Annotated in this window: 18 protein-coding genes and 1 pseudogene; 8 read left to right on the top strand and 11 right to left on the bottom strand. The window is 53.5% G+C overall.

The annotated features are described in order from the left end of the window. The first annotated feature begins 547 nt into the window (after nucleotides 1-547). From HP566_RS06395 to HP566_RS06405, 3 genes and pseudogenes are all read left to right on the top strand, one after another. Nucleotides 548-2,851, top strand: a complete 2,304-nt coding sequence (locus tag HP566_RS06395; RefSeq protein ID WP_284041344.1) for an FdhF/YdeP family oxidoreductase — start codon at nucleotides 548-550, stop codon at nucleotides 2,849-2,851. A 76-nt stretch (nucleotides 2,852-2,927) separates the two neighbouring features. Next, nucleotides 2,928-3,167 carry a putative hemolysin gene (locus HP566_RS06400; RefSeq protein WP_249976434.1) on the top strand — a complete coding sequence of 80 codons (240 nt, stop codon included), beginning with the start codon at nucleotides 2,928-2,930 and terminating at the stop codon, nucleotides 3,165-3,167. A 369-nt stretch (nucleotides 3,168-3,536) separates the two neighbouring features. Continuing rightward, nucleotides 3,537-5,135, top strand: a pseudogene (locus HP566_RS06405) (methyl-accepting chemotaxis protein); the annotation flags it as partial. Between the two features lie 108 nt (nucleotides 5,136-5,243). On the opposite strand, the gene hutC reads toward HP566_RS06405, so the two are convergent. From hutC to hutH, 9 genes are all read right to left on the bottom strand, one after another. Further along, complete coding sequence (hutC, locus tag HP566_RS06410) at nucleotides 5,244-5,999, bottom strand: histidine utilization repressor (RefSeq protein ID WP_249976436.1); 756 nt, start codon at nucleotides 5,997-5,999, stop codon at nucleotides 5,244-5,246. Nucleotides 6,000-6,035: 36 nt separating this feature from the next. Beyond that, nucleotides 6,036-6,851 (bottom strand): phytanoyl-CoA dioxygenase family protein, encoded by an 816-nt coding sequence (locus tag HP566_RS06415; protein ID WP_249976437.1) that lies wholly within the window; start codon nucleotides 6,849-6,851, stop codon nucleotides 6,036-6,038. 70 nt (nucleotides 6,852-6,921) lie between these two features. Continuing rightward, the gene (gene hisC / locus HP566_RS06420) at nucleotides 6,922-8,052 is read right to left on the bottom strand and encodes a histidinol-phosphate transaminase (RefSeq protein WP_249976438.1); all 1,131 of its coding nucleotides are present in this window, start codon (nucleotides 8,050-8,052) and stop codon (nucleotides 6,922-6,924) included. Then, the gene (locus HP566_RS06425; RefSeq protein ID WP_284041345.1) at nucleotides 8,052-8,921 is read right to left on the bottom strand and encodes an amino acid ABC transporter ATP-binding protein; all 870 of its coding nucleotides are present in this window, start codon (nucleotides 8,919-8,921) and stop codon (nucleotides 8,052-8,054) included. Before HP566_RS06425 ends, hisC begins: the two co-directional genes overlap by 1 nt. A gap of 13 nt (nucleotides 8,922-8,934) precedes the next feature. Beyond that, on the bottom strand, nucleotides 8,935-9,597 hold the full coding sequence (locus HP566_RS06430; protein ID WP_249976439.1) for an amino acid ABC transporter permease: 663 nt from the start codon (nucleotides 9,595-9,597) through the stop codon (nucleotides 8,935-8,937). Beyond that, the gene (locus HP566_RS06435) at nucleotides 9,594-10,253 is read right to left on the bottom strand and encodes an amino acid ABC transporter permease (protein WP_249976440.1); all 660 of its coding nucleotides are present in this window, start codon (nucleotides 10,251-10,253) and stop codon (nucleotides 9,594-9,596) included. The genes HP566_RS06430 and HP566_RS06435 overlap by 4 nt, the downstream gene beginning before the upstream one ends. 76 nt (nucleotides 10,254-10,329) lie before the next feature. After that, the gene (locus tag HP566_RS06440) at nucleotides 10,330-11,163 is read right to left on the bottom strand and encodes a transporter substrate-binding domain-containing protein (protein ID WP_249976441.1); all 834 of its coding nucleotides are present in this window, start codon (nucleotides 11,161-11,163) and stop codon (nucleotides 10,330-10,332) included. A 228-nt stretch (nucleotides 11,164-11,391) separates the two neighbouring features. Continuing rightward, the gene (locus HP566_RS06445) at nucleotides 11,392-12,780 is read right to left on the bottom strand and encodes an FAD-binding oxidoreductase (protein WP_249976442.1); all 1,389 of its coding nucleotides are present in this window, start codon (nucleotides 12,778-12,780) and stop codon (nucleotides 11,392-11,394) included. A gap of 54 nt (nucleotides 12,781-12,834) precedes the next feature. Then, entirely contained in the window at nucleotides 12,835-14,367 is a 1,533-nt protein-coding gene (gene hutH, locus HP566_RS06450) for a histidine ammonia-lyase (RefSeq protein ID WP_249976443.1), read from the bottom strand. A gap of 357 nt (nucleotides 14,368-14,724) precedes the next feature. Between hutH and HP566_RS06455 the strand changes: the two genes are divergently transcribed. Continuing rightward, nucleotides 14,725-15,696, top strand: a complete 972-nt coding sequence (locus HP566_RS06455; protein WP_249976444.1) for an isopenicillin N synthase family dioxygenase — start codon at nucleotides 14,725-14,727, stop codon at nucleotides 15,694-15,696. Between the two features lie 10 nt (nucleotides 15,697-15,706). Continuing rightward, the gene (locus HP566_RS06460; protein ID WP_249976445.1) at nucleotides 15,707-16,327 is read left to right on the top strand and encodes a HutD/Ves family protein; all 621 of its coding nucleotides are present in this window, start codon (nucleotides 15,707-15,709) and stop codon (nucleotides 16,325-16,327) included. 19 nt (nucleotides 16,328-16,346) lie between these two features. On the opposite strand, the gene HP566_RS06465 is transcribed toward HP566_RS06460, so the two are convergent. Continuing rightward, a complete protein-coding gene (locus tag HP566_RS06465) occupies nucleotides 16,347-17,651 on the bottom strand; it encodes a YjiH family protein (protein WP_249976446.1) in 1,305 nt (434 codons plus the stop codon). Nucleotides 17,652-17,688: 37 nt separating this feature from the next. Beyond that, complete coding sequence (locus HP566_RS06470) at nucleotides 17,689-19,053, bottom strand: formimidoylglutamate deiminase (protein WP_249976447.1); 1,365 nt, start codon at nucleotides 19,051-19,053, stop codon at nucleotides 17,689-17,691. Between the two features lie 226 nt (nucleotides 19,054-19,279). Here HP566_RS06470 and hutU point away from each other — a divergent pair, with 226 nt between their 5' ends. The 3 genes from hutU to HP566_RS06485 all read left to right on the top strand — a co-directional run bounded on the left by hutU (nucleotide 19,280) and on the right by HP566_RS06485 (nucleotide 24,184). Further along, nucleotides 19,280-20,947, top strand: a complete 1,668-nt coding sequence (gene hutU / locus HP566_RS06475) for a urocanate hydratase (protein WP_249976448.1) — start codon at nucleotides 19,280-19,282, stop codon at nucleotides 20,945-20,947. 110 nt (nucleotides 20,948-21,057) lie between these two features. Beyond that, the gene (locus HP566_RS06480; protein ID WP_249976449.1) at nucleotides 21,058-22,650 is read left to right on the top strand and encodes a BCCT family transporter; all 1,593 of its coding nucleotides are present in this window, start codon (nucleotides 21,058-21,060) and stop codon (nucleotides 22,648-22,650) included. Beyond that, nucleotides 22,643-24,184 carry an HAL/PAL/TAL family ammonia-lyase gene (locus tag HP566_RS06485; RefSeq protein ID WP_249976450.1) on the top strand — a complete coding sequence of 514 codons (1,542 nt, stop codon included), beginning with the start codon at nucleotides 22,643-22,645 and terminating at the stop codon, nucleotides 24,182-24,184. The genes HP566_RS06480 and HP566_RS06485 overlap by 8 nt, the downstream gene beginning before the upstream one ends. The last annotated feature ends 37 nt before the right edge of the window (nucleotides 24,185-24,221 follow it).

The following is a 24,221-nucleotide window of genomic DNA, read 5'->3' on the forward strand; positions in this document are numbered from 1 at the left end:
GGGAAGCACCCGAAACTGGGAGGTCACTGGTTCAGTGTCGCTTAACCCAGGGAAAGTGCAGGAAATTGAGCGTAATAAAAAGGCTGCTTAAGAGCCGTCATTTGGACAACTGGGTTGAAAATCACCGGTATACGGAGTGGTATATTGCCTCTGGTTTAAGTATATTAATTTTATTAATTATCAGCATGTTATGCTACTTTTTAGACTCCTGCCAGGCCATACCCCTTTTTTGTCTTTATATCACTCTCCCAACGTCCTTTAACCCTTCGCTTTCTGGCTTGGTTACCCACTGGTACATACCTCTCGAATTACCGGCTTGCCGCGGTGATAGTGCCATTCGACCAGTGGATTAATGCAAATTACCAATCCCTTGTACATTTCTAATGTATCTGTCTTGTTACAATTTTGTCACGGCAGGTGTTCTTTATTGCGTCTACCATAAATTGCATACCTCTTTTGCTATTGGTTCAGCCGTTGTTGTTGCTGTATGCGGTTGTGCTGCGCAACTGGGTGGCAAGCTCATATCACGGATTGGATGAGGTGATTTATGCCGCATGAACTGAGGTTCAAGCCATATCGCGGCCCGGCAGGAGGCTGGGGATCTGTCAGGTCAGTTGCAAAACACATGGCGAAGGAGCGGCTTATTCCAAGTGCTGTCGCTGAACTCTCAAAGCAAAACAAACCGGAAGGGTTTATGTGTGTCGGCTGTGCCTGGGCTAAGCCTGGGCATACCCGTCCTGCTGAGTTCTGTGAGAACGGCGCAAAGGCGACTTTTGCTGAAATTACCAAAAAACGAACCACGCCCGAATTCTTTGAAGCCTATACCGTCACCGAGTTGCGGGGATGGTCGGATTATGACCTGGAAAATGAAGGACGGATTACTCACCCTATGCGCTTTAGCCACCAGACGGATCGGTATGAGCCGGTTAGTTGGGAAGAGGCCATTAGCGGTATTGCCAGAGAGTTGAAGGAGATTCGAGGGCGTGATCCCAGGCGTTCTGTCTTTTATGCGTCGGGTCGAGCATCGCTTGAAACGTCCTACATGTATCAGTTATTCGCGCGTATTTATGGCAATAATAATCTACCCGATAGCTCAAACATGTGCCATGAAACTACCTCTGTAGCCTTGCCAGAGGTCATTGGTGTTCCTGTAGGAACCGTGATGTTAGAAGATTTCGATGAAGTCGATATGATTTTGTCGTTTGGTCAAAACGTGGGTTCCAATAGTCCCCGTATGCTTCATCAGCTTAAAGATGCCGTAAAGCGCGGAGCCACTGTTGCCACCTTCAACCCCTTGCGGGAGCGTGGTCTTGAGCGGTTTATCAATCCACAAGACCCACTCCAAATGCTCACACTTAACGAAACGCGTATTAGTTCGCTCTATCACCAGGTACGAGCGGGCGGTGATATTGCGGTGATTGCGGGCATTGGTAAGGCACTGCTTGATCTTGATGATGAAGCTCAAAAAGCGGGCGCTGTGCGTGTTCTCGATACTGAGTTTATTGAGCATCACACCTCTGGTTTTGAAAAAGTGGCAGCGTTTTTGAGAGCGCAAAACTGGCCTGAACTTGAACGGGAAGGCGGAGTTGCACGCAAAGATTTGGAGGCTGTGGCTAAAGAGTATGCGCGTTCGGGCAGTGCCATTGGTATTTACGGCATGGGGCTTACTCAGCACAAACTGGGTGTCGATACTGTGCAGATGCTGGTCAACCTTTTGCTCATGCGGGGTAATATTGGTAAGCGTGGCGCGGGTATTTGCCCGGTGCGTGGGCATTCCAATGTGCAGGGGCAGCGGACGGTGGGGATTGCTGAGAAACCTGACCTGGCACCACTGAATCAGTTGGAAAAACAGTTTGATTTCAAAGCGCCACGGGATGAAGGGCTGAATACCGTAAATGCATGCAAGGCTATCATCAAGGGCGATGTTGATGCCTTTGTTGGGCTCGGTGGCAACTTTCTGCGCGCTATACCAGACCGCGAGCAGATGGAAAGCCACTGGACTGACATGCAGCTTACGGTGCAGATTGCGACCAAGCTAAACAGAACACACCTTTTTAATGGACGTTCTGCCTACCTGTTGCCCTGCCTTGGCAGGATAGAGGTTGATCGTCAAAACAGTGGCGAGCAGATCGTAACAACGGAAGACTCAACGGCAATTTTTCACAAGTCCAGAGGCATGCGTACACCTGCCAGCCCACATTTAAGATCAGAGCCCTGGATTGTTGCAGAGCTTGCTAAAGCAACCGTGGGAGCTGATGCGAATGTCAACTGGGATGGCTGGGTTGCCGATTACGCAACGATTCGCGACGCAATGGAAGTGACGTGGCCAGAGATGTTTGCCGGGTTCAACCAGCGTATTGAGCACCCTGGTGGCTTTGCCCGCTCAATTCCGGCACGCGAGCGGATATGGAAAACAAAAAACGGAAAAGCAAATTTCACAATACCCCGAGCGCTGCAGGCAAGCTTTGATACTGGGGAGGACGATTCCATTTTGCGGCTTATTACGCTACGCAGTAACGATCAGTTCAATACCACTATCTATGGATACAGTGATCGCTTTCGTGGCATTGAGGGAACACGCATGGTGGTTATGGTCAACCAGGAAGATATCAAGCGCTTTGGCCTGAAACGGGGAGGTGTCGTCAGCCTAACTGCCGTTTCTGATGATGGCATCCATAGAAGTATGGATGGTTTTACCGTGGTGCCTTATGACATCCCAAGGGGGTGTATTGGTGCCTATTATCCTGAAACCAATGCCTTAATCCCACTTTACCAACACGCTGAAGGCAGCCATACACCTGCGGCTAAGTCGGTGCCTGTGCGCATTTCGCTACAGGGTGCCAATATTTGAATTAAATGGATTCTCTAGGGCGATCCCTGCTGTGTTTATCAGTTCAAGGCTTGTACCTGTATTAAGGAACGTACACATGAAACCTTGGTTGATCCTGATGACCCTTATGCTGCTTGTCGGCTGTGCGGTGAATAATGATTCTTTGCATGCTCAAACTGATATACGAAGGGCTGCGGCTGACTACTGCCAACGTGTGGGTGGAGAAACCGAAATACGTGAAAATCGCTTTGGGCAGGGCAGGTATTGCCGCTTGCCGAATGGACGTGTTGAGAATGAGTGGCAGTTTTATCGCTCGGAGCGTCTTGATAACCGCTAGCGATAGCATGTGGCTTTAATAGATGTGCACTAACGTGCCATACAAGTAGGGAGATCGATTTTGCTCGTCCATCTTTATCGTGTCGGGCAATTGTTTGGGATTTGTAGGACACAAGGCCATCACCAAGACAGCAAGCGTATCCATGTATCTCTGTGATCCTTACTGCTTAGCTAAATATGGTGAAAAATCAAGCCTAGGTATGATTTGGAGAATTATTGGGCACACTAAACACAGCGGGTGCTACACTTATTGATTAGACTTAGGAATAAAAATATATTCAAAACTAATATCTGGTACATGGAGGTGGGTATGCGCAATAATGGTTATGTTTCTCAAATAAACTATCCTATTGATCCTGATGATTTCCTAATATCCCGAACAGATTCAAATGGGTATATTACCTATGCAAATCCGCGTTTTATTGAAGTAAGTGGCTTTGATGCTGAAGAGTTAATCAATGAACCCCATAACGTGGTCCGGCACCCTGATATGCCGCCGGAAGTCTATCGTGATATGTGGAAAACCCTGCGTGAGGGGCGCTCCTGGCAAGGGTATGTGAAAAACCGCCGTAAGAATGGTGATCATTACTGGGTTCATGCGAATGTGGTTCCAGTCGTGGAACAAGGCGAGTTACAGGGCTATGCGTCTTTACGTTCATACGCAGGAGAAGATAAAGCCCGCTACTTTGAAAAAATTTACCGTCAGATGCGTGAAAAGAGTTGCTCTTATTACCTAAAACGGGGAAATCTAAAGCGGCGAGGTGTGCTGGGTTTACTGCCTCAGTTCAGTGTTAAAAGCGTCTATTCCAGGGTGGCAGTGGTAACTGTTTTGAGTGTTGGGCTATTAGTTTCGGGTATGGTGGCTAGTGCTCATTGGGCACTGACAATATGGCAAGCAATGATGTGTGCATTTATTTTAAGTGCACTGTTGCTTGGGGTTAATGTGGCTGTGTTAGGCTCTCTTCCTGGCGCTATCCGTTCACTTAAAGATATTGCACTTCAGTTGGCAGCTGGAAACCTGAACGCTACTGTTCCCTCAACCCAGCGGCATACTTTAAAAAGCACACTGGATGCACTTCAGTTAATGCGTCGCTCCTTGTTATCAATGGCAAATGATATTCAACGTAATATGAATGTCATTTCACCAGTTGTGGATGAAATCGTCAGCAATAATAGCAATATGTCCGACCGTCTCGAACAGCAGGCCAGTGCAGTACAGCAAACGGCAGCCAGCATGGAAGAAATATCGAGTACGGTCAGGCAGAGTGCGAGTAATGCTCAGTTAGCCAGTCAGGCAGCAGAGGGAAATCTGCATGAGGTAGACAGCGCGACCCGGCTAACCGATGAGTTGAATCGTGCCATGGAGGATTTAACGAATAAGTCAGAAAGAATGAAAGTAATGGTGCAGACGATTGACACGATTGCCTTCCAGACGAATATCCTGGCGTTGAATGCATCGGTGGAAGCGGCAAGAGCTGGCGAGCATGGTCTTGGCTTTGCAGTGGTTGCCCAAGAAGTGCGTAAGCTCTCCAATCAAACCGCCGAAGCTGCGAAGGAGGTACAGGGGATGATTGAAAGCACTAATCAAAGCGTTATCGAAAGTGCTGCCCATACTCACGAGACACGTGCTGCAACGTTAAGAATTCGCACGGCAAGCCAAAAAGTAAATGATTTGATGGAAGAGATAAGCCGGGCGGCTACGGAGCAAAGTGATGGTATTTCTCAAGTTGGGGTGGCGATCACCCATATTGATACGACGACGCAAGCCAGTGTAAGGGATATGGAGAGTTATCGCCGCGTAGCCGATGCCCTACGTGGAGAGGCTACCTCGCTAAGGAACAGTGTCAATGCATTTCGTACTGCGCAAAGTCGGCACCCATACCCTATTGGGATGGATCTTAATGCCAAGTATGCGAGCCACCAGGAAGCACTGCCTGGTGGGCTTAAGATAACACGGCCCTCCTTTTAGTTTCAGGAGTCACTTACCCCTAGCCCTCTGGATAAAACCGGCTGCCAATATACATAACAAGCCGCATTTGCTGATGGAAAGCCGAAACTTAATATGCTGGCAAGATAATTATCCTGCGTGAGACGCCGCATCAACGTGAAAGCGGCTGCCTAACCGATAACGCGTCGAGGGATGGAGAAATTGAACATAGGTGACAACGCGTGAGGCGCTCCATGTGCGTCGCATCAGGGCTAAGCATGGCTCATTGGGTTCAATGTCGAGAGCTTCGGCATCCTCTTCTGAGGGCAAAAGTGCATCGACGATATGCTCGATTTCGTCAACAGGAATAGTATTAAGTAGATAGCGCGAGGGCTGTAGCGTGTCGTTGAACTGCTGATGAATAAAGTCAGGTGCCATGGCTGGTGACACATAGCGCTCCTCAAGCTGAACTGCGAGACCCTCTTCATAATGCACGCAGCGTAGGTGATACACCGAACTGCCGGTCGGTAGCTCAAGGGCTGAGGCAATGGTAAAGGGGGCGGCCACCCGCCCGAGTTCAAGCACCTCGCAGTGATAACGGTGGCCACGTAGAAGGATTTCGTCCGCAATATTGGCGATTTGTAGCAAGTTGGAGTGGGGCTTGCGCTCAGCAATGAAAGTACCTACGCCGCTGGTGCGCTCTAGATAGCCTTCATTAGTGAGTTCCCTTAGTGCCCGGTTAATCGTCATGCGTGACATACCGAGTTCATGCACTAACTGGTTTTCAGATGGAATCATGTCACCCGGTTTCCAATATCCAGAAGCCGTGCGATCAAGCACAAACTGCTTGGCCTGCAAATAAAGTGCCTTTGGTGTGGCCGCGCTATCGGTGTCGGTTTTTTTCATCCACTACTCCATTTGCAACATAATGAGGCCTGGATTCTATGGTTGTTGGTAAACAACAGGGAATTCCGGCCCCGTCAACGCATCGCCATCCTGCAAGGTGAGGTTTGCAAAGGGTGGAGAGCCTTTTCCACCCCGGTCGACGAAACGCGCATTGTCGCCTACCCAGCGAGCAGAGAATACCCTACGACGTTGTGTCGTGGTGTTGGCTGAAGCCCCATGTACGGTTCGGAAATCAAACGCGACGGCGTCTCCCGGTTCTAACGCCCACTGTAGTATGCGGTAATTTGAGGGATCGGCATCGATATCCGGTAGCTCTTCACGGGTATCATCTTGATAAAGGTCGGTGCCATCAAAGCGTTTGGGGCGGTGAAGCTTGTTCCACTGGTGTGAGCCAGCAATACATTTAAGCGAAGTCTCCATTGCCACGGGATCTAACGGAATCCAAAAGCTAACGCACTGGGTACTTTCCACACAATAGTAGGGCTGATCCTGGTGCCAGGGGGTTATCTGAGAGGAGCCGGGCTCTTTAACCAACACGTGGTCATGGAAGAACTGCGCTTGCTGGGACCCCATGAGCTTACACGCAAGCTCTGCGGTGGCAGACGCTTCAACAAAACGCGAAAAAGGCTCGATACGCTGCCAGTTGCATAGATCCTGGAAGAAGGGCGCTGAACCATCACTCGGCTGGTAGGAGCGTTCCAATGGGCTGGGTGATGCGATTAGTGCCTCGACCCCTTCACGTAGCGGCGCTATCCAATCGCTGAAGAAACCGCGTAGTACCACGGCACCTTCCCGCTGAAAGGTTGCAAGCACCGAGTCATCCAGGCTGACAGTTATGTTCATCGTACGCATTGCTTTAAGCACCTTATAAAGAGGTTGAGATAGCCATGTCAGAGCGTTGCAAGCATGTTAATTACGAGCATCACGGAATCATTGGAGGGCGCAGTGAGCGCGAGAGCGCGGCAAGAAACTGGTCGTTCTCATCCGGGCTTCCGATCGACACACGAGTCCAACAGGTATATTCCGGCTCGAGCCAAGGCTTAACGATCACGCCGTACGCCAGCAGCGTCTCATGCAATTGCGCTGAGGGTTGATCAGTTTCGAAAAACAAAAAGTTAGTTAGTGAAGGCACGACATTGATCCCCATCTCAGTCAGCGCCTGGTTGAGCCTTTCGCGCTCGCGAATCGTTGCGGCGAGGCCTGCTTGCAGGTGTGCTTCATCTTGTAACGCTGCAAGGGCTGCGACCTGGGCGAGGCGGTTGACGTTAAAAGGTGTGCGCAGGCGATCAATTAAGTCGGCCAATGCCGCACTGCTGACAACGCCATAGCCCACACGTAGTCCTGCCAATGCGTAGGCTTTTGAGAAAGTCCTTAAAACGATCCAGGGAGTCTGCTGTTCGGCCAGTTGAGTCAGCACATCCGGATAACCAGGGCTGGCCAGGGCATACTCGTAGTAGGCCTCGTCGAAGACCAGTAGCGTGGCCGGTGTAAGCGCACTGAGTATCTGCTCCAGTTGGCTTGCCGATAGTGCGCTGCCCACCGGGTTGGAGGGTGAGGAGAACATCAGCATGCGGGGTGGCACGGCCAGCGCATCGATTAGCCCTTCAATATCGAATCCACCATCGGCCAGCATAGGCACTGCGTGAACCTGTGCTCCTAACGAGTGAGGGTAGAGCGTATGCAGGCCAAATGCTGGAGTGATGGTGACCAGCTTGTCGCCATGGTCAAGAAACACCCGGCATAAAATGGCAATCAGATCCTCTGAGCCATTGCCAAATACCATTTGCTCGGGGGTAACCCCCAAACGTGCTGACAGGGCATCCCGCAACAGGCTGCAGGCGGCGTCGGGGTAGAGACCGCTATCCGCCATCGCGCTTGAGATTGCCGCACCCACCTGGGGTGAGGGGCCATACGGATTTTCGTTACTGCCGAGTTTTGCGATCTGTGATACCCCAAATCGCTTAGCTACCTGCTCGCTGGAGAGTCCGGCATTGTAGCGCTGAAGTTCGCGAACCTCACGGCGCGCCAGGGGAGTGGGGTCGTTGGGCAGCATTAGTTCTCCTGCTCCGGCGTGGTGTGCCAGAAAGCGTTGCGATCAAGGTAGTTCTGTAGAAACTGGCGTAGACGAGGGTGCTGAGTGTCACGAAATACTTCGCTTGGTGTGCCGCGTGCGACGATACTGCCTTGATCGAGAAAGACGACGCTATTGGCGACTTGGGCGGCAAAGCCCATTTCGTGGGTCACCACCACCATCGTCATACCTTCCAGTGCGAGCTGCTTCATTACCGCCAGCACTTCTCCTACCAATTCGGGATCAAGTGCCGAGGTTGGTTCATCAAAGAGCATGATCTTGGGTTCCATGGCCAGGGCTCGGGCAATTGCCACACGTTGCTGCTGTCCCCCGGAGAGTCGCGCTGGGTACTGGTGTGCCTTCTCGGCAAGCCCCACCTTTTCAAGTACCGTCATGGCGCGTTTTTCGGCATCGCTGCGCTTCATGCGCCTCACCCGTACCAGGGCTTCAGTGACATTGCCCATGGCCGTCATATGAGGCCAGAGGTTGAACTGCTGGAAGACGATGCCAAGGTTGCGCCGGGCCTGGTTAAGCCGGTTTCGTCCGGCGTGTTTTCGTCGCCCTCTGTCATCAATTTCCCAACCCAGTAATCGCCCTTCGATATGGATTTCCCCCTCGTCATACTCCTCCAGGAACGCCATGCTGCGAAGTAGCGTGCTTTTGCCGGAGCCTGAGGGGCCGATTAAACAGACCACCTCCGAGTGATGCACATCCAGGTTAATGTTAGAAAGCACCTGATGGTTGCCGTAGCGCTTACCAACGGCGGAAAGATGTATGATCGGCGTGGCTGTATTAGCGCCTTTAGCCGGTTCTGTTGAGATAGTGGTAGTAGGGGAGAGAGTGAGAGGCATGGCTGGCTCCTGTTCAGCGCTGCAAATAAGTGCCGACGCGGCGCTCAAGCCATCTGCCCGCGCGTGAGGTGATCTCGATAAGCAATAGATAGGCGATACATAGCACCAAAAGCGTTTCAATAAAGGTGAAGGTGCGGGTACCAATACCGGTAAGCACGGCGGTTAGCTCCGGCACCGTGATAATGGAGAGGACGGCGGTCTCTTTGCACAGGATGGTCAGCATATTGACGATCGCTGGCAGAATGAGCACCAGCATCTGTGGCAGCTGTACCCGCCACAGTAAGTCAAAGCGGCTAAGCCCGAGGCATTCGCCTGCTTCAAGTTGCCCGCGGGGGACGGCGGCAAAACCGCTACGAAATATTTCGGCAAAATAGACGCTGCTGTAGCCGGCGATACACAGCACACCCGCCGTCACCGCGCCAAGTCTTACACCGAATGCTGGACCGCCGTAATAGACCAGGAAGAGAATCACCAAAAAGGGAGTGCCGCGTACCAGTTCAATGACTCCGCGCAGCAATAGCTGAAGTGGACGACCGCCAAATAGCATTAGCGCCGCGATCACCAATCCAGCCACGATGCCCAGAGCGCTGCCTGCCAACCACGTATAGATAGTGACTAAAAACGCGTTCCAGATTGCTCCGGCGTTGGCGGTAATGATAGTGAGATCGAAAGTCACGCCAGACTCCTCTGCAGGTGACGCTCAAGCCGGCGCCCAAACATGGTCAGCGGAATATTGATAAGGCAGTAGATGCCTGCCAATACCAGGTAGTGTTGGAAAAACAAGTAGTCTGAGGCGGCCAGGTTTTGGGCTACGCGGGTAAGGTCCGCCAGGCCCACGACTGAGACCAACGCTGAGGCCTTGATAAGTAATACCAGTTCGTTAACCAGTGAGGGCAAGGTGCTTTGTACGGCCTGGGGGAGCTCGATACGCAGCAAAATAGCGGGGCGGCTCATGCCTAATAGATGTGCCGCTTCGCGTTGACCGGGCGGTATCGCCATCAGACCACCGCGTAGGATTTCAGCAATGTAGGCCCCTGAGCAGAGCGAGAGTGCCAACACCGCAGCGACCATCGGTGACAGGTTGGGTAGGCCTAACATCGGGGCGAGGTAGTAGATGACCAGTAGTTGGACCAGTAGCGGTACGCCGCGAAAGATAAAGATATAGCTTCCGCCGAGACGTCTGAGTAATGGCATTTTGGCCAATTGCATGCTGGAGATAAGAATGGCAATAACAAAGCCAAAGGCATTACCAAGCAGCGACGTCTGAAGCGTGATCAGCAGTGCCTTTCCCAGCAGAGGTAGGCTGAAGACAAACGTTGGCCAGTCGAACATTGGCAGAATCCCTATAGGGGAGAGGGAGCATGCCGGACGGCATGCTCAACTGCCGTCCGAGCACGTTAGTTAGCGTTTAGATTTCGGGTTCAAAGTCTTCGATGGGAACTTCCATCGGCTGGCCGAACCACTTGGTCTGCAGCTCTTCAAAACTGCCATCCTCATGCATCGATAAAATGATTTCGTTGATCGCATCAATCAGTGAAGCGGATGCTTCATCGTTGCGTGCCATATAGCCGAAGTAAGCGGGCTGGCCGAAGGGGGGATGTACGACTTCAAACATCGGACGCTGGGTCGCCGTATAAGCGATATTGGGAAGTGAGTTAGCGACGGCATCAATTCGCCCAGCAGCCAGGTCGGCGTAGGTTTGGCTGTAATCGACATACTCGGTGATGGCAGGGGGTTCGGGTAATTCGGCAGCAAAGGCCTGTAGCTGCTCAAGTTGAGCAGTGCCTCGCCCGCCGCCGGCGGTTTTGCCGGAGAGGTCTTCAGGGGTTTGTATTGAGTCATCGTCAGCGCGTTTTAATAGCGCTACGGTGGCCTCAGCAATAGGTAACGTGAAGTTGTAGCGTAGTTTTCGTTCACGGGTAATCATGGCCGGGCCTGCCACGAAATCATAGTTTCCAGCTTCAAGGCCGGGTAGTACGCTTGGCCAGGGGAGATCGATCCAATTGATACTCACCTCAAGCTCTTCCCCGATACGTTCCATTAGCTCTAAGTTGAGGCCGCTCTGCTGGCCAGCTTCTAAATAGGCAAAAGGTGCGAAGTGGAACTCGGTGCCAATGTTGAGAACGCCGCGCTCCTTTACCTCTTCAAGCAAATCTGCATAAGCGGTACTCACCGCCATTGATAGGCCAACGCCCAGCGTTAAAATACATAGTGGCTGCCTGAATGGATTGCATTTTTTCATGGGGTAATGACTCCATAGAACAGTGGGAGGAACTGCTTTTTTTAATAACGTTTGCTGAGATGCCGATTGGATGTATCGGCTTTATTTTGCAAGTGGCGTGCCAGAAAACATTTACCTGTATATACATAGTGGTTTTGCACGCTAATACGTTAATTCGCGAAAAATACCGCGCACTGTTCGGGTGCATGCAACCATCTGTTTGTTCAGCCCCGTTTGGCTCTACGTTTCTCAGCTGAGTAGCTTGCCGGGGTTAAGCGTGCCATTAGGGTCCAGGGCGTTTTTGAGCGTGCGCATCACCTCCAGAGTGTCGGGGTGGACACTGTGATGAAGAAAGTCACGTTTAAGCAGGCCAATGCCGTGCTCGGCAGAAATTGAGCCGCCGCGCTCGCCGACTAACTGGTAGACCTCGGCCTCGATGGCATGGCGAGTTTGTGGAGTGTCTTCGGTCAGAGAATGGCCGTCCACCGTGAGGTGGAGGTTGCTGTCGCCGATATGCCCGAAATTGACAATCCGCACGCCCATCCAGTGCTTGTGAAGCATCGCTTCTGCAGCCTCAACAAAATTGCCAATATCGGGAATCGACAAGCTGATATCGAAGTTGATGGGGGCTAGTTTGATGGGAAATTCGGCGGTTGCCTCACGAATCGCCCATAGTTCGCGGGCCTGGGTGGTGCTGCTTGCCAATACCGCATCTGCAACTTCACCGGCTGACAACGCTTCCTCAAGTGCCAGCTCCAGATGGTTTGCACTCCCCTCCGCTTCACACAGCACGTAGAGTGGGTAGTTGGTCGGTAGGGGCGGCTGTTTGGTTTGCCAACCGCAGCTCATGGTGTAGAAGTCCTGCCACATCACTTCGTACGCCTCGAGTGCCAGCTTGGCCCGGCGCAGGCGGTGCATAAATGAGACCGCTGAAGGATAATCCGGCAGGGCGCATAGCAGCGTGTGAGTATCACTCTGAGGAGGCGATAAGCGTAGCACGGCGCGGGTGATAACACCCAATGTTCCCTCAGCGCCGATAAAGCAGTGTTTGAGGTCATAGCCGGTATTGTTTTTAATCATGCTGTTCATTAAATCCAACACCCTGCCATCGGCTAACACCACTTCAATGCCGAGCACCTGATCACGGGTCATACCGTGACGAATCACACCATGGCCGCCTGCATTCGTGGAAAGGGTGCCGCCAATGTGGCAGGAACCCCGTGCCCCGAAATCCACCGGGTAGCGAAACCCTGCCTCCTCCGCAGCATCCTGGACGGCCTGCAGCGTTGTTCCCGCCCGCACTGTTAAGGTAGCGGCGTCGCGGTCAACACTTTCCACTCCACTGAGCCGGGCTAATGACAGTGCAATGCTGTCTGCGCTGGGGACGGCCCCGCCCGCCAGCCCCGTCATGCCGCCCTGGGGAACAACGGTGCGGCGATGCTCGTTGCAAAAGCGCAGTACTCTGGAAACCTCTTGGGTTGTTGCGGGGCGAACTAACGCCAGTGGCCGACAGGGGGCGTGGCCGGTCCAGTCGCTCTGGCAGGATTCAGGAATCGCCTCACCTAGCAGCACGCTATCGCCAAAGGTATCTACCAGCGCCGCCAGAAAGGCTGTGTCCTCGATGCTGACGGAGTTCATGGGCTATCTCCCGGTAGGATGAGTAGGTTCTGCTCATGTGGTGCCCGTTGCATGTCACGCCTCGGTATACAGGCGTGGACGGGGCAGTAGTGTGTCGAAAATGGCATCATCGACAAAGCGCTGTGCCGCTACCAGATCAGGAGCGAAGTAGCGGTCGTGGTCATACTGCTTCACGTCGCGGCGGATGAGTGCCAACGCCTCTTCCAGCGCAGGAGAACTCGTCATGGGGCGGTGAAACTCAATGCCCTGGGCTGCTGCCAGTAGCTCAATGGCGACCACGGCGCTGGAGTTGAACGCCATATCGGCCAGGCGCCTTGCCGCAAAGGTGGCCATTGAGACGTGGTCCTCCTGGTTAGCGGAGGTCGGCAAGCTATCCACCGAGGCTGGATGGGCCAGGGTCTTATTCTCCGAGGCGAGTGCAGCAGCACTCACCTGGGCGATCATAAAGCCGGAATTGATACCGCTATCCTCGACCAAAAAGGCGGGCAGCCCTGATAGGGTTGGATCTACCAGTTGGGCTATCCGGCGTTCGGAAAGCGCACCGATTTCGGCAATCACCAGTGCCAATACATCGGCAGCCATGGCAATCGGCTCTGCATGAAAATTGCCGCCGGAGAGCACATCGCCATTGTCGAAGACCAGGGGATTATCAGAGACTGCATTTGCTTCGCGCAGGAATACCCCTGCCGCGAAACGTAAATGATCCAGACAGGCTCCCATCACTTGAGGCTGGCAGCGTAGCGAATAGGGGTCCTGCACGCGGGAGCAGTCGAGATGAGATTCTCGGATACGGCTGCCAGCGAGTAATTCCCGGTATAAGGTGGCCACATCACATTGGCCTGGGTGGCCGCGTACCGCCTGAATACGCTCGTCAAACGGGGTGTCCGAGCCTTTCAGTGCATCTACAGAGAGACTGCCAGCGACCACGGCTGCGGTGAATAGCTTCTCGGTGGCGAACAGCCCGCGTAGCGCTAGCGCGGTGGAAACCTGGGTACCGTTGATCAGCGCAAGCCCCTCTTTAGGGGCTAGCGTTAACGGCTCAAGGCCTGCCCGTGCAAGCCCTTCAATAGCGGGCATCTCTTGACCCTGATGCCGCATGCGCCCTTCGCCAAGCAGTGTGGCGGCCAAATGGGCCAGCGGTGCTAGATCCCCGGAGGCGCCCACCGAGCCTTTAGCCGGAATGCACGGAAATACCCGAGCGTTGTACAGCGCTAGCAACGCTTCGATGATCAGCCAGCGCACGCCGGAGTGGCCCCGTGCCAGTGATGCTGCTTTGAGCGCCATTATCAAGCCCACCGTGGCGTCATCCAGATCATCACCCACCCCAGTACTGTGTGACAGTACCAGGTTGCGCTGAAGCTCGGTGAGCGAGGCCCGTGGGATTGAGGTTTGAGCCAGCACGCCAAAGCCCGTATTGATACCGTAGACGGTTCTCCCGCTATCCAGAATGGTATTCACGGTAGCCTGGGCGGCGGTGACTCGATCGCGACTGGCATGGTCGAGTTCAAGCGTGGGACTTAGTTCATAAAGTTCGCGCAGGGTATCTAGGGTGATGTGACCGGGAGAGATGCATAGTATGGATGACATGGTTACCTCTGAATCGCTTGGCGAGTACCTTGGGTGATCGTTGTAGTCGTACGCTGTTAATATGTATATACAGGTATGTGATGATGATGCAATATTTAAACACTGAGTTATTCAACGTTAAGCTGTTTTTTTGATAGATGATGTTTTTTAGTGCAATTAATCTTCTTTATGTACGCTATTGGTGCGTTTTTAGTGATCTTGTAAAAACATTGTTGACAGTTTAAAAATAGCTGAGATGCTTTTTTGTATGTATATACTTTTTTGATCGTGGCCCTGTGTATGGTTCTCTTGCATGGCGGCTACCTTCCGCTTGTAGGGGTTAGGGCAAGCGTTTCGTTAACCGTGGGAGCATGAGTAATGTCAACTTCAGCAATGACGATACCGTTAGTGGATATGCAGGGCGTGCGTGACGGGGACTTTGAAAGTCTCGCCCGGGCTGGAAAAGCGATTCATGATGCCTGTACCCAGGTGGGCTTCTTTTACATCATCAATCATGGCTTACCCCAAGTGGTGATAGATGAGGCCATGCAGGCAGCACAGCGCTTTTTTGCCGAACCGCTGGAGCGCAAGGCCGAGGTAGCCGTTAATAAATGTCATCGCGGTTTTCACCGGCGGGGAGGTGCCACCATGTATCAGGCAACCCGGCCGGATGAGAAGGAGTTCTATAGTTTTGGCCTGGATCTGGCGGAAGACGACCCTGCCGTGTTGGCGGGTGAGGCCCTGCGAGGGCCGAACCAGTGGCCTGGGTTTATGCCGGAGTTTCAGCAGGCAATGGATCGCTACTTTCTTGAAGTCGGGCACTGTGGCGCCGATCTGCTACGCGCCATTGCGATGAGCCTGGAGATTGATCCCGAGTTCTTTGCCGCTAAGTACACCAAACCGTTACAGCGCACCCAGGCAGTCTATTATCCCGTGCAGGCGGATGATCGGCCCGCAGACCAGTTTGGCGTCGCCCCGCATACCGATTATGGATGTGTTACGTTGCTCTACCAGGATGCTGTGGGTGGCTTGCAGGTGCGTGAGTTGGAGAGCGAGCGCTGGATTGACGCCCCTTTTATGGAAGGCTCACTGGTGGTCAATGTGGGTGATCTGCTGGCGCGATGGTCCAATGATCGCTTTCGATCCACCTTGCATCGGGTGATTAATACCAGTGGGCGCGAACGTTACTCCATTGCTACCTTTTATGACCCCGACTATGGTGCTCGGGTCGACCCAGTTGATCTGGGGGTGGCGCCTGATCAGGCTGCTTACCCACCGGTGGCAGCGGGGGACTATATTCTTGGTCGCATTGATGCTTCGATGAGCTATCGCAAACAAGCCACGTCATGAGTGTTAAGCCATGAGCTTGCCAACCACGCTAAGGTTTGCCGAGCTGAACCCTGTTGCCTGGCGTAATGGCGGTGGTATCACCCGCGTGGTGGCTTGCCAGGTGGGCGCTGAGCCGCCGGGCTGGCGTATCTCTATCGCTGAGTTGGATAAGGCCGGGCCTTTTTCCGTTATTCCAGAGGTAACACGCCATTTTACGGTAATAGGCGACCAGCCGGTCACGCTGCTATTCAGTAAGCAATGCGCCGTTTTGGCACCCCATGAGAGTGTGACGTTTGATGGGGAGACCGCAGTGAGCTGCCTGTTACCCAATGGGCCGAGTCGGGCGCTAAATGTTATGTACCAGCCTCAAAACTGGCAGGCCCGTGTGACTTGGTTAGTTGCTGGCGAGCCCTTTATGCGCAACCTTCATGCTGACACTCTCCTCTTCGCCATTGGCGGCCGTGCCTGGATGACTGATCACTTGTCGCATCCCTCAAGCTTACCGCTGCATAACGCTGCCCTGCATATAGCAAGTGGCGATGCCTGGTATTGGCCTGGGGCAAGCCTTTCTAACGCTAGTGAAGCGCCGATCATGTTAGCGATAACGCCACATGCTCGGCTATGCAAAGTAGAACTACAGCCACGGGCTTGAGTGTACCCCTGTTTCAGCCTTAGCCCGCTAGCCAGGCGGCAAAGTATCCCGCAGGGATCGCTAACGAAAGACTAAGGAAGGTCCGTATCAGCCAGATAAACACGATACGCCCCATAGAGAGAGGAATCGTGGTTGATAGAATGCAGGGGATCGATGCCGAAAAGAACAGTATCGACGATACCGAAATGACCCCGGTGGCAAAGCGCGCCGGTAGTGAGGCGTCCGCCATTAATAGCGCGGGCAGAAACATCTCGGCTAATCCCGAGGCTGCCGCTTGGGATAACTGCCGTGCCTCGTCGATACCGAACAGTGCGATCAAGGGGTAGAAAATCACCCCTATCCATTCAAATAGCGGGGTGTACTTGGCAAGCAGCAAGCCGAGTAAACCTACTGACAGGATTGAGGGCAGAATGCTCATGGTCATCAGCATGCCTTCTTTGAGGTTAATCATCACACTACGGCCCAGGCTGGGGGCTTGTTGAGCGGCGATTAGGCTCTCTTGCCACGCGGTGGAAAGTCGCTGGCCGCGCGCCACTGGCGCTTCCTCATAGGTCGATTCGTTATTCATTCTTGAAAGGGGCGGCAGGCGCACGGTAATGGCGGTAACAACAAAGGTGATCAACAGCGTTAACCAAAAATAGAGATTCCACATTGCCATCAGATCGAGCGTTTTGGCGATGACAATCATAAAAGTGGCAGAGACGGTGGAGAAACCGGTCGCGATGATGGCAGCTTCGCGAGCGGAGTATCGGCCAGCGCTATAGACCCGATTGGTGATCAGTAGGCCGATTGAGTAGCTACCTACGAATGATGCCACGGCGTCGATAGCTGAGCGCCCTGGAGTGCGCCAAAGCGGACGCATGAGTGGCTGACAGATTACCCCAACCCCCTCCAGTAGCCCGTAGTTAATCAGCAGTGCCAGGAAGATGGCACCGATAGGAACAATGAGACCCACCGAAATCACCAACCTATCGAATAAGAACGGCAACATATCGGGTGTGTGCAGTGCTGCCGGGCCGATACCGGTCAATGCCAGAGTACCGCACAGCACCCCCATCCACTTGAGTACCGTGAACACGCGTTCGGTGCGACTGGCCCGCCAGCGTCCGGTGATCACTGGGTAGAGGGCTCCGGCGATAATGACTGCCATGGCGTAGTAGTTTACCGCGTCGCCCAGCAAGCGACGAGAGGCGCTTACCAAGTGATCGAGCAGAATCGTCGTTGTGCCATTGAGGGTGATGGGCACGAAAAACACCAATATTCCCAGCAGACTGGGGATGAATAGCTTAAAGAGCGTAGAGGGAGTCGCTTTGACAGCTGGCATAAGAGCTCCGGGGGAAGTTGTTATTGGCGGGCGAAGGCTAATAACCCATTTGACGGAACAGGCGGGCTAGTGCGGTGCGGTTGGCCTCGTCGAGCGCATGGCGGCGCTCCTGGATAACCCAGCGCCCAGCCACCATGACATCGCGTATCTGCTGTTTGGAACCACCAAACAGCCAGCGGCCCAGGCGGGTGTCAGGGGAGCTACTTCCCAGGTAAGGGTCACTGCCATCGAGTACGACAATGTCGGCGCGTCTACCGACTGCCAAGGCGCCGATGGGTTGACCTGAGGCTTGGGCTCCCCCGGCGAGGGAGCGGCGGTAAAGCCAGTCACCCACCGGGCGTATTTCACTATCGTGAAGACAGTTGCGCTGCTGCGTGGCAAGTCGCTGGCCGTACTCCAGTAAGCGCAACTCCTCGACCACGTCTAACGAGACATGACTGTCAGAACCGATGCCTAGTGCTCCCCCCTGGGCGGCATACTCGACGGCTCGGAACAGGCCATCGCCCAGATTGGCTTCGGTGGTCGGACAGAGTCCGGCAACGGCACCGCTGGAGGCGAGAGCCTTAACTTCGGTGTCATTGAGGTGGGTGGCGTGTATCAGGCACCATCGGTCATCCACTTCCATATTGTTTAGCAACCACTCCACTGGGCGTTGACCTGAATAGGCAAGGCTTTCCTCAACTTCGCGCTGCTGTTCAGCCACATGGATATGGCGTGGCCCAGCCGGGTTTGTCGCCAATACTTCCTGCATCTCTTCCAGGGTTACGGCACGCAGTGAGTGGAAAGCCATTCCCAGTGCCTGGGTAGAGTGTTCAGTAAGAGGTGTTGCCAATCTCTCCAGCAGCCTCAGAAAATTCGGTACGGTGTGGATGAAACGACGCTGCCCTTTGCTGGGTGGCTGGCCGCCAAAACCACTGTGGGCGTAAAGCACGGGAAGGAGTGTCAGCGCAATGCCGCTCCGTTTTGCGGCGCCAGAAATAGCCCACGCCATTTCGGCGGGGTCGCTATAAGGCTCACCTGCGGTGTCGTGGTGCAGGTAGTGAAATTCGCTGACCTGGGTGTAACCACCTTTGAGCATCTCAACGTAAAGCGCCTGAGCAATAACGCCCACCTGTTCCGGTGTCAGGTGATCGACCAATCCGTACATACGCTCCCGCCAGCTCCAAAAACTGTCTGGCTGAGTACTGCCGATTTCTGCTAAGCCTGCCATAGCGCGCTGAAAAGCGTGCGAATGCAGATTCGGCATACCCGGTAGTGCAGGTCCGGATAAGCGCGGGGCATCACCCGGTTCGCTGTCAGGTTGTACCGTCGTCAGTGTGCCGGTGGCATCGATTTCGAGCAGTACCTGTGACGCCCATCCGGTAGGCAGCAGGGCATGGTCAGCAAAATAGCGGTTTAGCATGATAGCTCCAGGGTTATGAATGTATATACATATATCGAAGTCTGAGGGTCGGGTAAAGAGGGTGCCCAAGGTTATTTGAAATTGGCAATTATGGTGCGTATTAAGGCGCCATAACAGAGGATTGCACTTTATTGGTGAATACGGCTAAAAGAGATTTTAGGGCATTGCGAAGAAATGATTGTTGTCATAATGTATATACAAATTATGGCCATCAATAGGAGTAACTATGACCCTTTCACGTTATCGCGATGTCGAGATTCGGGCGCCTCATGGAACCGAGCTCTCCTGTAAGAGCTGGCTCACAGAGGCTCCTTTGCGCATGTTGATGAATAACCTTGACCCCGATGTAGCCGAGAATCCCAAAGAACTGGTGGTATATGGCGGGATTGGCCGTGCCGCTCGCAACTGGGAGTGTTTCGATACCATCGTTGAGACCCTCAAGCGCTTAGAGGATAACCAGTCACTGCTGATCCAGTCCGGCAAACCCGTGGGCGTCTTTGAGACCCACAAGGATGCGCCAAGGGTGTTAATCGCTAACTCAAACCTGGTGCCCGCCTGGGGAAATTGGGGGCACTTTAATAAGTTGGATAAGCAGGGCTTGATGATGTATGGCCAGATGACCGCTGGCTCATGGATCTATATCGGTTCCCAGGGCATCGTCCAGGGCACCTATGAAACCTTTGTGGAGGCTGGGCGCCAGCACTACGACGGCAAGCTGACGGGGCGCTGGATTCTTACCGCCGGCCTGGGCGGCATGGGTGGCGCACAGCCACTGGCGGCAACATTAGCCGGGGCCTGTAGCCTTAACATCGAGTGTCAGCAGAGTCGTATCGATATGCGACTGCGCACCCGCTATGTTGATGAACAGGCGAGCGATCTCGACGATGCTCTGGCGCGCCTTGAGCGCTACACCTCTGAAGGTAAGGCGGTTTCGATTGCCCTGCAAGGCAATGCCGCCGAGATTTTGCCAGCGCTGATTGAGCGTGGCATTAAGCCCGATATGGTAACCGACCAGACCAGTGCCCATGACCCGCTACATGGATACCTGCCCGCAGGCTGGACATGGGAGGAGTATGTGGAACGTGGTAAACACGAGCCGGAAACGGTGGTAAAAGCGGCCAAGCGCTCTATGGCGGTGCATGTGCAGGCCATGCTCGATTTCCAGGCGATGGGGGTGCCGACCTTCGATTACGGCAATAATATTCGCCAGATGGCTCAGGAGGAGGGCGTTACTAACGCTTTCGACTTCCCGGGCTTTGTGCCTGCTTACATTCGTCCCCTGTTTTGCCAGGGCATCGGTCCATTCCGCTGGGTGGCACTCTCAGGTGATCCGGAAGATATCTACAAAACGGACCAGAAGGTCAAAGAACTCATCCCCGATGACCCACATCTACACAACTGGTTGGATATGGCCAGGGAGCGCATCAGCTTCCAGGGTTTGCCAGCTCGAATCTGCTGGGTGGGGTTGAAGGACCGGGCTCGGTTGGGGCAGGCGTTCAACGCTATGGTGGCCAGTGGTGAACTTAAAGCGCCGATTGTCATCGGTCGCGATCACCTGGACTCTGGCTCGGTGGCTAGCCCCAACCGTGAGACCGAGTCGATGATGGATGGCTCGGATGCTGTATCCGACTGGCCGCTACTCAACGCGCTTCTCAATACCGCCGGTGGAGCTACCTGGGTGTCGCTGCACCACGGCGGTGGCGTTGGCATGGGTTACTCACAGCATGCTGGTGTGGTGATCGTCGCTGATGGCACACAGGATGCCCATGCCCGCCTGGGTCGTGTGCTACATAACGACCCTGCAACCGGAGTGATGCGACACGCCGACGCTGGTTATGACATCGCCAGGCGCAGTGCCGCCGAGCAGAAACTTGACTTACCGATGGTCAAGTAACAATCAACACTCCTTTAGCGTCTCTGGACACACAGATATGGGTGCCGATAGGCAGAATGTCGGTGCCTTAAAAAAGCGCTATAAGAATAAACCTCGACAGGAGGCATAAAATGCCACTAAACGACAGGAAACAGATAAGGCGAGGCGTCTTTATACCGGCCTTCATGATTATTACTCTGGCCGTTATTGTTGGTTTAGTTAACAACGAACTACTTGTTAGCGTTGCTAGGCAACTATTTTATCTCTCGCTTTCCGACTTCGGTTGGTTATACCAATTACTGGCCATTTCGACTTTAGGTGTCACAGCATTTATATTTTTTTCTAAAGCAGGCAATGTTCGATTAGGGGGGGCTAACGCAAAACCAACATTTTCTCTGGCCACCACCTTTGCTATGGCGTTGACTGGTGGCATTGCAACGGGAGTGGTTACCTACTCGGTGAATGAGCCAATCATCTACCTGGGTAATGTCTATGGCGAGATCGGTAATCAATCATTTGAGCCCAACAGTGGCGAAGCAGCGATCTTTGCGTTGGCTAGGAGCTTTCATAATTGGAGTTTTATTCCCTATGCCATGTACTCCATTGTTGGATTGATGATTGGGTATATGCACTTTAATCGTAAAGAACGCTTTTCGATATCTTCAACACTTGCTCCGTTATTAGGTAATAAAGAGCAAAACCTTGCCGTTCGAGCGGTAGTCGACATTATCTCAATCCTTGCCATTGCACTGGGACTTGCATCGTCTTTAGGGGCTGGCTTGGCGCTGATTAGTTCTGGCATTGAAGCCGAGTACGGTATCGCTTCAAGCCCTACCACTTGGCTGATACTAACATTGGTTATCTCTGCCATCTTTATTACCTCCGCGGTGTCTGGTCTTAAGCGAGGCATCCGGTTCCTGTCATCAGTCAATGCTTATATTTTTTATGCGTTTGTAGTCATTCTGCTGATGATTGGCCCAGTGAATTATATCCTTAGCTTGTCGGTGACTAGCTTGGGCTACTGGTTCGATAACTTCTTCCTTTGGTCCTTCGACACCAAAGAGTCTGGAGGTGAGGCGTTGGTCACTTGGTGGACCATGTACGATTGGTCGATCTGGATCGCCTATGCGCCGTTGATGGGCCTGTTTCTGGCGCGCATTTCCTATGGTAGAACGTTGCGCGAATTTTTGGTGATTAACTGGATTCTGCCTTCAGTGTTCGGAATCGTTTGGTTTGCTATATGGGGCGGTTCGGCGATCAAGTGGCAAATGGATGGCATTCTGGATCTGGTTAGTGTGGTGACAGAAAATGGCGCTGTTTCGGGTCTCTGGGGCTTCCTGCAGCACTTGCCAATGTCTGCCTTGCTGATCCCGCTTGCCATTGTGACACTGATTATCTCCTTTTCCACTGCTGCGGACTCAATGTCATCGACCATTGCCACTATCTGTACTAAAAACATGACGGCGAAAGAGGAGGCTCCCCGTAAGCAGAAGATCCTTTGGGGGCTGTCAATCGCTATTATCGCCTATGTGATGGTGGCCTTTGGTGGCGGTGCCCAGGGTGTAGATGGCATCAAGTTCCTGGCGGCAGCTGGTGGTTTTATTGTGCTGTTTCTATTTGCTTTGATTGTGGCTTCTGCGGTGAAAGTTTTTATTATGGATGGCGCTAATAAACCCTCATCAGAGCAGGCCCCTGCTGTACGCGTTAAGGATGCCTATGAGTGAGTTGCCTCGCTACGTTGAGATCGGCAATACACCTCCCGCTTGGCGGGAGGTGGTCAAGGTTGCTCGTTACCAGTATCGCCTATCGCTGTCGTCGCCGGTATGGGAAAGGGTAAGCGCCGCTCGGCAGGTCGTTGAGAGAATCGCCGCTTCGAGCGTGCCCCATTACGGTATTAATACTGGTTTGGGAGCCCTGTGTGATGTGGTGCTAAAGCAAGATGAGCTGCGAAGGCTTTCGCACCACACCTTGATGAGCCATGCCTGTGGTGTTGGTATCCCGCTGCGAACGGAGCAAGTCCGAGCCATTATGTGCAGCGCGGTGGTTAACTACAGCCACGGTTACTCCGGTATTAGCCCAGGCGTGGTGGAGGGGCTGATCAGACTGTTGAATGAGCAGGTCACACCGATCGTACCCTCGCGGGGTTCGGTGGGTTACCTCACCCATATGGCCCATATTGGACTGGTGTTGATTGGCCACGGCGACGTTGAATTTCGTGGCCAACGCATGCCTGCCAAGCAAGCGTTGGATGCTATCGGTATGTTGCCGCTAACCCTTGGGCCCAAGGATGGCCTGAGCTTGGTTAACGGTACCCCTGCGATGACGGGATTGGCCTGTCTGGCGCTTGACGATACTGCCCGGCTGGCCGCTTGGGCAGATATCATTGGCGCTATGAGTTTTGAGACATTAGGCGGTCAGTTGAAGGCATTTATGGCCGAGGTGACGGTTCTCAAACGCCACTCGGGTGTTCAGCAAACGGGGGATAACCTGCGTCGTTTGCTCGAAGGCAGTTTATATCTGGCGCACCATCAAGGGCAGCGGTTACAGGATGCGCTGAGCCTGCGCTCCATGCCCCAGGTGCATGGTGCCTGTCGTGACCAGTTTGACCATGCCGCTAGGCAGATTGAGAAAGAGCTACATTCGACCACCGATAACCCGTTAGTGGTGCCGGTGGGAGATAGTTACCAGATTGTGTCCCAAGCCAACCCTCACGGTGCTTCGGTGGCGATGGCTTGCGACCTGCTGGCAATCGCTGTTTGTGAATGGAGTTCGATCTCCGAGCGGCGTGCTTACCGGCTGGTGACACCTCAGGCGAACCAACTGCCGCCTTTCCTGACCACTGAAGGCGGTGTTAAATCCGGCATGATGATCGCTCACTATTCGGCGGCCTCCTTGGTGGCGGACAACAAGCGTCTGGCACAGCCCGCTGTTACCGATAATTTTATCACCTCGGGGCTGCAGGAAGACCATCTCAGTCTCGGCGAAAGCGCTGCTTTGAAGCTGGATCAAGCTCTCGACAATGCCTTCTACGTTCTTGCTATTGAATATCTGTTGGCCGCCCAGGCCTTTGATTTAATCGGCGGTGAGGATTTCGCCCCTGGGACTTTGCTGGCCTGGAAATCACTACGCGAGGTTCTTCCTGTCTACCAGGAAGAGCACGCCCTGCACTTAGATATACAGGCGGTCTACGAGCGGCTACGGAATGACTTGGTACTGGATAGATTTCTGCCTATCGCCCCCCATTTACTATCGTGCTAGGCGGCCATTGTTATTCAGTAGGTGGATACCGTTATTT

The organism is Vreelandella olivaria (genome assembly GCF_023507745.1).
Lineage (GTDB): Bacteria > Pseudomonadota > Gammaproteobacteria > Pseudomonadales > Halomonadaceae > Vreelandella > Vreelandella olivaria_A.

What these genes read in the sequence shown, in the direction of transcription:
- HP566_RS06445 (WP_249976442.1), bottom strand. Translation starts at nt 12,780, where the DNA reads ATGAACTCCGTCAGCATCGAGGACACAGCCTTTCTGGCGGCGCTGGTA.
- HP566_RS06415 (WP_249976437.1), bottom strand. Translation starts at nt 6,851, where the DNA reads ATGCGTACGATGAACATAACTGTCAGCCTGGATGACTCGGTGCTTGCA.
- HP566_RS06485 (WP_249976450.1), top strand. Translation starts at nt 22,643, where the DNA reads ATGAGTGAGTTGCCTCGCTACGTTGAGATCGGCAATACACCTCCCGCT.
- HP566_RS06425 (WP_284041345.1), bottom strand. Translation starts at nt 8,921, where the DNA reads ATGCCTCTCACTCTCTCCCCTACTACCACTATCTCAACAGAACCGGCT.
- HP566_RS06440 (WP_249976441.1), bottom strand. Translation starts at nt 11,163, where the DNA reads ATGAAAAAATGCAATCCATTCAGGCAGCCACTATGTATTTTAACGCTG.
- HP566_RS06460 (WP_249976445.1), top strand. Translation starts at nt 15,707, where the DNA reads ATGAGCTTGCCAACCACGCTAAGGTTTGCCGAGCTGAACCCTGTTGCC.
- HP566_RS06480 (WP_249976449.1), top strand. Translation starts at nt 21,058, where the DNA reads ATGCCACTAAACGACAGGAAACAGATAAGGCGAGGCGTCTTTATACCG.
- HP566_RS06435 (WP_249976440.1), bottom strand. Translation starts at nt 10,253, where the DNA reads ATGTTCGACTGGCCAACGTTTGTCTTCAGCCTACCTCTGCTGGGAAAG.
- hutU (WP_249976448.1), top strand. Translation starts at nt 19,280, where the DNA reads ATGACCCTTTCACGTTATCGCGATGTCGAGATTCGGGCGCCTCATGGA.
- hutC (WP_249976436.1), bottom strand. Translation starts at nt 5,999, where the DNA reads ATGAAAAAAACCGACACCGATAGCGCGGCCACACCAAAGGCACTTTAT.
- HP566_RS06400 (WP_249976434.1), top strand. Translation starts at nt 2,928, where the DNA reads ATGAAACCTTGGTTGATCCTGATGACCCTTATGCTGCTTGTCGGCTGT.
- HP566_RS06470 (WP_249976447.1), bottom strand. Translation starts at nt 19,053, where the DNA reads ATGCTAAACCGCTATTTTGCTGACCATGCCCTGCTGCCTACCGGATGG.
- hutH (WP_249976443.1), bottom strand. Translation starts at nt 14,367, where the DNA reads ATGTCATCCATACTATGCATCTCTCCCGGTCACATCACCCTAGATACC.
- HP566_RS06465 (WP_249976446.1), bottom strand. Translation starts at nt 17,651, where the DNA reads ATGCCAGCTGTCAAAGCGACTCCCTCTACGCTCTTTAAGCTATTCATC.
- HP566_RS06455 (WP_249976444.1), top strand. Translation starts at nt 14,725, where the DNA reads ATGTCAACTTCAGCAATGACGATACCGTTAGTGGATATGCAGGGCGTG.
- hisC (WP_249976438.1), bottom strand. Translation starts at nt 8,052, where the DNA reads ATGCTGCCCAACGACCCCACTCCCCTGGCGCGCCGTGAGGTTCGCGAA.
- HP566_RS06395 (WP_284041344.1), top strand. Translation starts at nt 548, where the DNA reads ATGCCGCATGAACTGAGGTTCAAGCCATATCGCGGCCCGGCAGGAGGC.